Source organism: Cryobacterium sp. TMT2-14, from assembly GCF_004402465.1.
GTDB lineage: Bacteria > Actinomycetota > Actinomycetes > Actinomycetales > Microbacteriaceae > Cryobacterium > Cryobacterium sandaracinum.
The window spans coordinates 118196-129146 of the sequence record NZ_SOFV01000008.1; the positions used below are offsets into that span (position 1 = coordinate 118196).

Here is a 10951-nt window from a genome sequence, read left to right on the forward strand (position 1 = left end):
GGCCTTTCTCGGTGTGCGGGTCTGCCCGAGCGGGTGACTGTTCTAGAACGTCGACGCGGTGAGGTTCTCGGGGACCTCCGCAGCGGCCTCCCGGTCGACGAAGAAGTTCGTGTACCGGCGGCCCTTGATGCCCGCCACGGGCACTTCGTCGCGGCTGGCGCCGGCTAGGGCGAGACCGAGCGCCGATGCCTTGTCCGGCCCGGCCAGCACCATCCACACGCACCGTGAGGAGTTCAGGGCCGGTCGGCTGAGGCTGAGCCGCTCCGCCGGGGGCTTGGGAGAGTTGCGCACGGCGAGCACGCTCTTGCTATGTTCGCGGATGCCGGCCTGGTGCGGGAATAGGGAGGCGACGTGGCCGTCCGGCCCGACGCCGAGGAAGGTGATGTCGAAGCGCGGCAGGTCGGTTCCCTCGATCGAGGCGGACTCGAGCAACGCGGCGTAGCTCTCGACTGCGGTGTCGAGGTCGACTCCTTCGTCCGAGGCGGCGAAGGGGTGGATGTTCGCCTCCGGGATCTGGATGTGGTCGAGTAGGGCGGTGCGAGCCTGGCGCTCGTTGCGGTCGGGGTGCTCCTTGGGCACCCAGCGCTCGTCACCCCACCAGAACGTGACCAGGGCCCAGTCGATGGTGTCGCGGGCCGCGGAGGCGTTGACAGCTTCCAAGACCTCGATCGCGACGCTGCCGCCGGCCAGGACCACGTTGACTTCTCCCTGTTCGTGCAGGAGGTCCACGGTCGTTGTGATAAATCGGGCCGCCACCGAGGCGGCCAGGGCCGCGCGATCGGTGTGCACAAGTACGCGTCGTTCGTTGGTCACGGTCGTCCTTCGTTGTGTTCTGCGACCACATCGTCAAGGTGCGGTAGGCCGCGCGTGATGACCTCACCATACAGCTCATCGGGGTCGAGGCGGCGCAGCTCGTCGCTGAGGCAGTCCCGCAGGCTCCGCCGCTTGAGGGTAAGGTCCTGAACGGGCTGGCCGGGCTGGGTGAGTCTGGCGATGTCGGGCACTTCTCGTTCGAGCGAGATGAGCCCGGCGGAGCGCGTCAGGTGCACACTCCGGATGCCGTGGGACAGCGGCCCCGTAGTGAACTCGTAGTCCACCGAGACCTGCAGCTGCAGAGCGAGCCAGGCGGCGAGGAGTGTCGTGGACGGCGAGTCCGCGGCACCGGTCACCTGCACGGCGGTCACAGGCAGGTAGGGCGGCTGGTCGAGGACCGCCGCCAGCTGGGCGCGCCAGAGGGTGAGGCGGGTCCAGGCGAAGTCCGTGTCGCCGGGACGGTATGAACCGCAGAGGTGATGAAGCGCGGCCTGCGGGTCGGGCTGCGCGGAAGCATCCGTGATGCGCCGGTGGGCGATGCGCCCGAGGGGCGAATCCGCTGGCACAGTGGGCGCCACACCGGGCCACCAGGCCACGACGGGGGCGTCGGGCAGGAGCAGACCGGTGACTAGGCTTTCCGGGTCGCTGGCGGCCTCACCGTAGGCGCGCAGCACGATGACCTCGCTGGCGCCCGCGTCCCCGCCGACACGGATTTCCGCGTCGACGCGGGGGGCGAGTGGGGAGGCCGTGTCATCCTGGTCCATCGTCGACAGCACGATCACGCGCATAGGGTGTTCCCTGGACGCGTCGTTCGCGGCCTCGATGGCCTCCTCCTCGCGGCCCATGGTGGACGCGATGATGAGCGTAAGCACGCGGCCGAGGGCCACCGCGCCGCCTTCTTCGCGGATGCGCACCAGGGCCTTGGAGATCTTGGAGGTGGTCGTGTTGGGCAGATCGACGATCATGGGCGTCTCCAATGTCGGCCGTCGCGGGACAGCAGTTCGTCGGCCGAGACCGGACCCCAGGTTCCCGGCCGGTATTGCTCGGGCTGGCCCTGCTTCGCCCAGAACTCCTCGATCGGGTCGAGGATCTTCCACGACAGCTCGACCTCCTCGTGCCGGGGAAAGAGCGGCGGGTCGCCCAGGAGCACGTCGAGGATGAGCCGCTCATAGGCCTCGGGGCTGGCCTCGGTGAAGGCGTGGCCGTAGCCGAAGTCCATCGTCACGTCGCGCACCTGCATGCCGGCACCGGGCACCTTGGAACCGAAACGGATGGTGACGCCTTCGTCGGGCTGCACCCGGATGACCAGGGCGTTCTCGCCCAACGGTGCGGAGTTTCCCTTGCCGAAGAGGTGCTGGGGGGCTCGTTTGAACACCACGGCGATCTCGGTGACCCGGCGGCCCAGACGCTTGCCCGCACGCAGGTAGAAGGGCACCCCTGACCACCGGCGGTTCTCAATAGTCAGCCGCAGCGCGGCATACGTTTCGGTGAGGGATTCGGGGTCCATCCCGTCCTCGTCCAGAAACCCCACGACCTTCTCGCCGCCCTGCCAACCGCCGGCATACTGGCCGCGGGCCGTGCCACGGGCGAGGTCGTCGGGAAGCCGGACGGAGGCGAGAACCTTCTCTTTCTCCGTGCGCAGGTCGGCAGCGTCGAAGGAGATTGGTTCCTCCATGGCGGTTAGCGCTAGAAGCTGCAGCAGGTGGTTCTGGATGACGTCCCGGGCTGCGCCGATGCCGTCGTAGTAGCCGGCCCGACCGCCCACGCCGATGTCCTCGGCCATGGTGATCTGCACGTGGTCGACGTAGTTGGCGTTCCAGATCGGTTCGTACAACTGGTTCGCGAAGCGGAGGGCCAGAATGTTTTGCACCGTCTCCTTGCCCAGGTAATGGTCGATGCGGAAGACCGAGTCGGGCGGGAAGACCGACTCGACCACGGCGTTGAGTTCGCGCGCGGTCTGCAGGTCACTGCCGAACGGCTTCTCGATCACGACCCGCCGCCACTGCCCGTCCGTCTGATCGGCCAGGCCCGAGCGGCGCAGCTGCTCCGTGACCTGCGGGAATGCCTTCGGCGGGATCGACAGGTAGAACGCATGGTTGCCCATCGTCCCGCGCTCCCGATCGAGTTGCGCGATGGTGTCCTTGAGCAGTTGGAACGACGCGGCGTCGTCGAACGACCCCGGCACGAAACGGATGCCCTCGGCCAGCTGAGTCCAGACGTCCTCGTTGAACTCGGTGCGCGCGTACTCCTTGACCGAGTCGTGCACGACTTTCATGAAGTCCTCGTTGGTCCAGTCGCGGCGTGCGAATCCGACGAGCGCGAAACCCGGCGGAAGCAGGCCGCGGTTGGCGAGGTCATAGACGGCCGGCATGAGTTTCTTCCGCGACAGGTCACCGGTGACGCCGAAGATCACCAAGCTGCTGGGCCCGGCGATGCGATTCAGACGGTAGTCGTTTGGTGAACGCAGTGGATTGAACTCCGGGGTGATTTCCACCGGGGACATGCAGCTCCTTCGAGGTGTGGCGTTCGAGCATGTTGTTCGGCGCCGGCCCGCGGGCCGGCGCCGAACGGGTTAGCGCAGTGCGTCGAACAGGGTGGCGATGTTCATGGCCGGGTCGGTCAGCGTCAGCGTCAGTACGGGGCGACCGTGGTCCGCCAGCACGCTGGCGTCACCGCTGGCTTGGGCCAGGATTAGTTCCCCGAACGTGAAGGGGCGCTCCGGGATGTCGAGGTCGACGTCCGGGGTGGTGAGGATCTGCAGGAACACTCCGGTGGCCGGTCCGCCCTTGTGCAGCTGGCCGGTGGAGTGCAGGAACCGCGGTCCCCAGCCGAACGTGACCGGGCGCTTGGCCAGTGCGGCCAGCAGATCACGGATTTCGGCGAGCTGGGGCAGTTCCAGCCGGTTGACGTAGGCCTGCACGGAGATGTAGCCGTCCGTGCCCAGCTCCTCGATCAGGGCATCGATAGCGGAGGGCAGGTCGCTGGCGGCGCCGATCACGTGTGCGGTGCCGCGGATCTCGATTCCGTCCGTGATGAACGCGGCGGGGACCGGTTCGGGACGGGCGTCGAGGAGACCGCGGGTCGCGTTTTTGGCGGCCTCGACATCCGGCTGGTCGAACGGGTTGATGCCCAGCAAGCGGCCGGCGACGGCGGTGGCATACTCCCAGACGAGGAACTGCGCGCCGAGGGTGCCGCTGATCCGGATCTCGTCGTGTCCGCCGTTATCGGAGAACACGTCGCGGCCGGCGTCGGAGACCAGGCGAACAACCTGCAGGTCAGGCAGGTCCAGGGTCAGCTCGGGGGCATCCAGGTCGAGCACGACGGGAAGGATGCCGATGCCCTGTTTGCCGGTGGATTCGGCGATCAGCTGTTCGGCCCAGTCGGCGAAACCCACGATGTGGGTGCCATCCTCGACGATTGCGAGCTTGTCGCGGCGCGGGGTGGTCGCGGCGATGGCCGCACCCAGGATGAGCCCCGGGTTCTCGGCGGTGTCCACGGCAAGGGAAAGCGAAACGGCCTCGGCCTCGTCGAGCAGCTCGGCGATGTCCACGCCGGCAAGGCCGGACGGAACGAGTCCGAACGCAGTCAACACCGAGAAACGTCCACCGACCGTGGGGTCCGCGTTGAAGACGCGGTAGCCCACGGAACGGGCATCCGCGTCGAGGGGGGAGCCAGGGTCGGTCACGATGATGATGCGCTCGACCGGGTCAATGCCGGCCTCGCGGAAGGCGCGCTCGAAGACACGGCGCTGACTGTCGGTCTCGACCGTGGAGCCGGACTTCGACGACACCACGAGCGCGGTGGCGGCCAGGTTCTCGCCGAGGGCCGCGAGGACCTGACCGGGGTCGGTGGAGTCGAGCACGGTGAGGTTCACGCCGGCGGTGCGGGTGATGACCTCGGGGGCCAACGACGAGCCACCCATGCCGGTGAGGGCGATACGGGTGACTCCGCCGGCCCGCAGGGAGTCGCGCAGGGCAAGGATCTCCGCGACCAGCGGACGGGAATCCGTAACGGACTCGGTCCAGCCGAGTCGCTTCGCGGCTTCGGCTTCGGCTTCGGGGCCCCAGAGGGCCGGGTCAAGGGCGGTGATCCCGGATGCGACGAGGTCGGCCACCAGGGTCGGGACGGTGGTGCGAACGGCCTCGGCCGCCGCGCCGCTCACGGAGATGTGGAAGCTCACAGTGCGGCCCCGTTCTTGGTCGTCGTGGCGGTCTCGAGGGCAGCGGTCACGGTCTCGAGGAGTTCATTCCACGAGACGATGAACTTGGCCACGCCTTCGGCCTCGAGTACCTGGGTGACGTCGTTGTACGAGACACCCTCGTTCGCGAGTGCGTCGAGAACCAGGTTGGCTTCGTCGTACGCGCCGGTGATGGAGTTCGCGGGGATGACGCCGTGGTCGAGTGTGGCCTCGAGGGTCTTCTCCGGCATGGTGTTGACGACCTCGGGCGCGACCAGGTTGGTCACATACAGGGTGTCGGGGAGGCTGGGGTCCTTGACGCCGGTGGAGGCCCAGAGGGGGCGTTGCTTGTTGGCTCCGGCGCTGATCAGGCCGAGGGCGCGTTCGGTGGAGAAGGCTTCCTCGTAGACCTGATAGGCGAGCTGGGCGTTCGCGACGCCGGCCTTGCTCTTGAGCGCAAGCGCGGCTGTCGTCCCGATGACCTCAAGGCGGGTGTTGATCTCGGTGTCGACCCGCGAGACGAAGAACGACGCAACGGAGTGGATCACGCTGAGGTCGAGGCCGGCCGCCTTGGCCTTCTCCAGGCCGGACAGGTACGCGTTGATGACCTGGCGGTGACGTTCGAGGCTGAAGATCAGGGTGACGTTGACGCTGATGCCGAGGGCGATCGTCGCGGTGATCGCCTCGAGACCTTCCACCGTTGCGGGGATCTTAATCATGGCGTTGGGTCGATTGACCTTCGCCCACAGTTCCTGGGCCTGCGTGACCGTGCCGGCCGCGTCGTGGGCCAGCCCGGGCTCGACCTCGATCGACACGCGCCCGTCGACGCCGCGGGTGCGATCGTAAACCGGGCGGAAGATATCGCTGGCCGCGGTCACATCGTCGGTGGTGATCTCGAACACGGCGTCGTGCACACTGGTGCCGGCGGCGGCAAGAGCGGCCACCTGCTCCGCGTACGCCTCGCCCTTGCTGAGGGCGCCGGCGAAGATCGTCGGGTTGGTGGTCACGCCGACGATGTTCTTCGTGTCGATCAGGTTCGCCAGGCCGCCGGAAGCGATGCGTTCCCGGGACAGGTCGTCCAGCCAAATGCTGACGCCGGCCAATGACAGCTCGGCTAGGGGAGTGTTCTCAGTCATATTTCGTATCTCCTTGGAATGCAGGGTATTCAGGTGTGTGGTGTCGCGGCGCAGCGGGTTCAGTTCGCGGCGAGAGATTCCTTGGCGGCGGCGACGACGGCATCCGTCGTGATGCCGAATTCACGGAACAGGGTCTTGTAATCGGCCGACGCACCGAAGTGCTCGATCGAGACGCTGCGGCCACGGTCGCCGACGTACTTGTCCCAGGTCAACGCTATGCCCGCCTCGACGGATACTCGGGCGGTGATCGATGCGGGCAGGACAGCCTCGCGGTACTCGGCGCTCTGCTCCCGGAACCATTCGAGGCTGGGGGCCGACACGACGCGCGCGCTGATGCCTTCGGCCTGGAGCTGCTCGCGGGCCGCCAGGGCCAGCTGCACCTCGGAGCCGGTGCCGATCAGGATCACATCAGGTGTGCCGCCCGCAGCCTCAGCGAGCACGTAGGCGCCCCGGGCCACGTTTCGGGCGGATGCGAGCACGTCGCCGGTGGCGTCGCCCTCGCCGCGCTCGAACACGGGAATGTTCTGGCGGGTCAGCACGATGCCGGCCGGTCCCTGGCGGCGCTCGAGGATCGTCTTCCACGCCCAGGACACCTCGTTGGCGTCGCCGGGGCGCACCACATCGAGTCCGGGGATGGCGCGCAGGGTAGCGAGCTGCTCGATCGGCTGGTGGGTGGGGCCGTCCTCGCCGAGGGCGACGGAGTCGTGGGTCCAGACGAAGATCGAGGGGGCCTGCATCAGCGCGGCCAGGCGGATGGCCGGTCGCATGTAGTCGCTGAAGATCAGGAAGGTGCCGCCGAAGGGGCGGGTGTTCCCATGCAGCACGATGCCGTTCAGGATGGCGGCCATGGCGTGTTCGCGAATGCCGAAGTGCAGCACGCGGCCGTAGGGGTTGCCGGTCCATTCATTGGTGGAGTGCTCGCTCGGAATGAAGGAGGCAGCACCGCCGATGGTGGTGTTGTTCGATTCTGCGAGGTCGGCGGAGCCACCCCACAGCTCGGGGATGACCGTGCCGAGCGCGGTGAGGACCTTGCCGGACGCGGCACGGGTCGATACCTCCGTGCCGGCGGGGAAGACGGGCAGGGCCGCCTCGACGCCGTCGGGCAGGTCGCCGGAGAGCACCCGATCGAGTAGGTTCTTGCGCTCAGGGTTGGCGGTCGCCCAGGCCTCGAACTCGACGTTCCAGGCGGAGTGGGCGACGGCCCCGCGGTCCACGGCCTGTCGGGTGTGCGCGATGACCTCGTCGGCGACCTCGAAGGCCTGCGCGGGGTCGAAACCGAGGACCGTTTTGACGGCGGCCAGCTCCTCGGCGCCGAGCGCCGAGCCGTGGATCTTGCCCGTGTTCTGCTTCTTCGGGCTGGGCCAGCCGATGATGGTCTTCAGGATGATCAGCGACGGCTTGTCGGTGACTGCCTGGGCCGCCTCGATCGCGTCGTGGAGTGCGGCGATGTCCTCGACGTAGGCGCCGGTCTGCTTCCAGTCGACTGTCTGCACGTGCCAGTCGTAGGCCGAATAGCGGGCCGCGACATCCTCGGTGAAGGCGATGTTGGTGTCGTCCTCGATGGAGATCTGGTTGCTGTCGTAGATCGCGATCAGGTTGCCGAGCTGCTGGTGGCCGGCGAGGGAGGAGGCCTCGCTCGTGATGCCTTCCTGCAGGTCGCCGTCGCCGGCGATCACGTACACGAAGTGATCGAACGGGCTCGTGCCGACCGACGCCTCCGGGTCGAACAGTCCGCGCTCGAAGCGGGAGGCGTAGGCGAAGCCGACGGCGGAGGCCAGACCCTGGCCCAGAGGACCGGTCGTGATCTCGACCCCGTCGGTGTGGCCGTACTCCGGGTGCCCGGGCGTCTTGGAACCCCAGGTGCGCAGAGCCTTCAGATCTTCGAGCTCGAGTCCGTAGCCACCGAGGTACAACTGCACGTACTGGGTGAGCGAGCTGTGGCCGACCGAGAGAATGAAACGGTCCCGACCGATCCATTCGTTGTCGGACGGGTCACGCCGCATCACCTTCTGGAACAGGAGGTAGGCCGCGGGAGCGAGGCTCATGGCGGTACCGGGATGCCCGTTCCCGACCTTCTCCACGGCATCGGCCGCGAGGAGGCGCGCGGTGTCGACCGCCTTGCTGTCAATTGAATCCCACTGCAGTGCTGCCACTTGGTATTGACCCTTCTGGAGACAGGGGAGAAGGTTGCTGAGAACCCGCACCCGCTATTGTGCGCGCCCGAGGACATCAGCGTCATCACGGTGTCGCAGCAGATGCCCGGTTCCGGTGGATCAGCATGCATGCACCGAGATTGGCGAGCACCCCCAGTATAGGCAACGCCGGTTCGGACCCGTGATGTGTCGTCTCGTGACGCACCCCGGGCGGCCCGTCGACGGTTTCGGTTCCGACAGTTCGCCTAGAATCACAGTCACTGTCACCAGCGTTGGAGGAGCTTTGCCCGGAGCCGCCGAAACCCACATCCTGAGCGCCCCACGCACGCTCCGGCGCACGGCAAGGGCCTACCTCTCGCTGACCAAGCCGCGGGTCGTGGAACTGCTCCTGGTGGTTACCGCTCCCACGATGATCCTGGCCGAACAGGGCATCCCGAGCCTGTGGCTGGTCGTGGCAACTCTGATCGGCGGTGCGCTTAGCGCCGGCTCTGCCGGGGCGTTCAACTGCTACATCGACCGGGACATCGACCGGCTGATGAAGCGTACCCAGAATCGCCCGCTCGTCACGGGGGAACTCACCGACCGGCAGGCCCTGGTGTTCGCCTGGCTGGTCGGCCTGGCATCGATTCTCTGGCTGCTGGCCTTCACGAACTGGCTCGCCGCGGCCCTGTCGCTGGGCGCCATCCTGCTCTATGTCGTCTTCTACACGATGGTTCTAAAACGCCGCACGGCCCAGAACATAGTCTGGGGCGGCATCGCGGGCTGCATGCCCGTGCTCATCGGCTGGGCCGCAGTGACCGGCGACCTGTCATGGCCGCCCTTCGTCCTGTTCCTGATCATCTTCCTGTGGACGCCGCCGCACTACTGGCCGCTTTCCATGAAATACCGTGACGACTATCAGGCCGCCGGGGTGCCGATGCTCGCCGTCGTGCGCGGCCGCAGCCAGGTGGGCCTACAGGTCATCCTGTACGCCTGGGCGACCGTCGCCTGCTCGCTCCTGCTCGTACCGATCGCGGACATGGGCCTGCTGTACCTTTTTGTGGCCCTGGTGACCGGCGCCTGGTTCATCTCCGAGACGCACCGGCTGTACGGCCTGGCGATCCGTCACGTGGAGGTGTCGCCGATGCGCCTCTTCCACGGTTCGATCGCCTATCTCACCCTGTTGTTCCTGGCCGTCGGAGTTGATCCGCTGCTCCCGTTCTAGCCCGCAGCTCCCGTTCGACACCGGGCACGGCGTTCGGGCCGTGATGATCACAACTAAACGACGAGGACTTACGTCGCTACCGGCGACCGACCAGGTCGGGGGTGGTCGCTCTGGGGGACACCCGCACGTCCACCGGTTTGCTGAGGTTCAGGACGAGCGCGGTCAGGATGGCCACGAGCACGCAGGAGAGCACCATGTGGATGCCGACCAACCCGGCAGGGAGCCCCGTGTTGGACTGGATCAGGCCGACGCCGACCTGCATGGCCTCGACGAGCAGAAGGAGAAGGGCCCAGCCCTGCGTCGGCAGAGCGCGCGAGAAGGCCACGACGAGGAGAACCACGGTGAGGGCAACGGTGACGTAGGCCGGCCAGCTGTGCACGTGCTGCAGGATTTCGGGGTCAAGGCCCGTGCGGGGAGCATCCGCGTCCCCGGCGTGCGGGCCCGAGCCGGTGGTGAGAATGCCGACGAGGATCGTGACGAACACGACGGCGCTCGTGGCATACGCCAGCGTCCGATACCAGACCGGAACCGCGAGGGTGCGCCGCACCCGGCCGGTGTAGACCCGGTGCACGAAGACGGTGCACAGCAGGACCAGGATCACGGAGATCACGAAGTGGATGCCGACCACATAGGGGTTCAGCTGGGCAAGAACGCTGATGCCGCCGATAACGGCCTGCGCGGGGATGCCCAACCCCGCGAGCAGGGCGACCCAGAACAGGTCGGGGCGTTCCTTGCGGAGGCGCACCACGGCGAGGAAGGCCGCGATCGCGACCAGGCCGAGGGCAACTCCGAGCAGGCGATTGCCGAATTCGATGTAGCCGTGGATGCCCATCTCGGGCGTGTTGACCACTGAGTCCGCGGTGCACTTGGGCCAGGTGGGGCAACCGAGGCCCGAGCTGGTCAGGCGCACCAGGCCTCCCGTCCCGACCAGCAGAATCTGGGCGGCGAGGTAGATCCACGCGATCACACGCACACGCCTGTCAATCCTGGTCGGCAACCACGCCGTAATTCGATTCACCGGTTCTGCTCCCTCTTCGATGACCACATGTGAAAACGCCGGATCGCACTGCTGAACCCGTCGCCAGCCTGTAGAATTAAGTTTTTCATGGGCGGGAACGTTGCGGTTGCCACAACCGCGGCGCGCGTCGTCCTTAAACATCTTAGGTACGCAACGTAGCCGCCCACACAACCGATCCCTGACTGGGTCTCCGCTGGAGGCCATTCTGGGAACGACCGGACTAATATCCGGGTTGCCGGGGTGGCAGAAGAGGTAAATATGTCTGACGTCCTTCTTGACCGCCCCGAACTTGCGGGGCTCGGTGTCTACGAGTTCGGGTGGTCCGACTCCGATACTGCTGGTGCCTCCGCTCGCCGCGGGATTTCGCCGGAGGTGGTGACCGATATCTCCAATCTCAAGGGCGAGCCTGAGTGGATGCTGCAGCGTCGCCTCAAGGCCCTCGAGTTGTTT

8 protein-coding genes and 1 pseudogene are annotated in these 10951 nt (G+C 67.0%); 2 read left to right on the forward strand and 7 right to left on the reverse strand.

Going from position 1 to position 10951, the window contains the following annotated elements:
- Positions 1-42 precede the first annotated feature (42 nt).
- From pgl to tkt, 6 genes are all read right to left on the reverse strand, one after another.
- Positions 43-813 carry a 6-phosphogluconolactonase gene (pgl, locus tag E3O28_RS02500; protein ID WP_104100557.1) on the reverse strand — a complete coding sequence of 257 codons (771 nt, stop codon included), beginning with the start codon at positions 811-813 and terminating at the stop codon, positions 43-45.
- Positions 810-1778 (reverse strand): glucose-6-phosphate dehydrogenase assembly protein OpcA, encoded by a 969-nt coding sequence (locus tag E3O28_RS02505; protein WP_104100558.1) that lies wholly within the window; start codon positions 1776-1778, stop codon positions 810-812. The genes pgl and E3O28_RS02505 overlap by 4 nt, the downstream gene beginning before the upstream one ends.
- Entirely contained in the window at positions 1775-3316 is a 1542-nt protein-coding gene (zwf, locus tag E3O28_RS02510; RefSeq protein WP_134371577.1) for a glucose-6-phosphate dehydrogenase, read from the reverse strand. Before zwf ends, E3O28_RS02505 begins: the two co-directional genes overlap by 4 nt.
- A gap of 69 nt (positions 3317-3385) precedes the next feature.
- Positions 3386-4993, reverse strand: a complete 1608-nt coding sequence (locus E3O28_RS02515; RefSeq protein ID WP_104100560.1) for a glucose-6-phosphate isomerase — start codon at positions 4991-4993, stop codon at positions 3386-3388.
- Positions 4990-6126, reverse strand: a complete 1137-nt coding sequence (gene tal / locus E3O28_RS02520) for a transaldolase (protein ID WP_104100561.1) — start codon at positions 6124-6126, stop codon at positions 4990-4992. Before tal ends, E3O28_RS02515 begins: the two co-directional genes overlap by 4 nt.
- 59 nt (positions 6127-6185) lie before the next feature.
- Positions 6186-8279, reverse strand: a complete 2094-nt coding sequence (tkt, locus tag E3O28_RS02525) for a transketolase (RefSeq protein ID WP_104100562.1) — start codon at positions 8277-8279, stop codon at positions 6186-6188.
- A 283-nt stretch (positions 8280-8562) separates the two neighbouring features.
- On the opposite strand from tkt, the gene E3O28_RS02530 reads away from it, so the two are divergent.
- Positions 8563-9483: a heme o synthase gene (locus tag E3O28_RS02530; RefSeq protein ID WP_241972973.1), complete on the forward strand. Its 921-nt coding sequence runs from the start codon at positions 8563-8565 to the stop codon at positions 9481-9483.
- 76 nt (positions 9484-9559) lie between these two features.
- Here E3O28_RS02530 and E3O28_RS02535 read toward each other — a convergent pair whose 3' ends face one another.
- Positions 9560-10450 carry a COX15/CtaA family protein gene (locus E3O28_RS02535; RefSeq protein ID WP_241972974.1) on the reverse strand — a complete coding sequence of 297 codons (891 nt, stop codon included), beginning with the start codon at positions 10448-10450 and terminating at the stop codon, positions 9560-9562.
- Between the two features lie 309 nt (positions 10451-10759).
- On the opposite strand from E3O28_RS02535, the pseudogene E3O28_RS02540 reads away from it, so the two are divergent.
- A pseudogene (locus E3O28_RS02540) lies at positions 10760-10951 on the forward strand (Fe-S cluster assembly protein SufB); the annotation flags it as partial.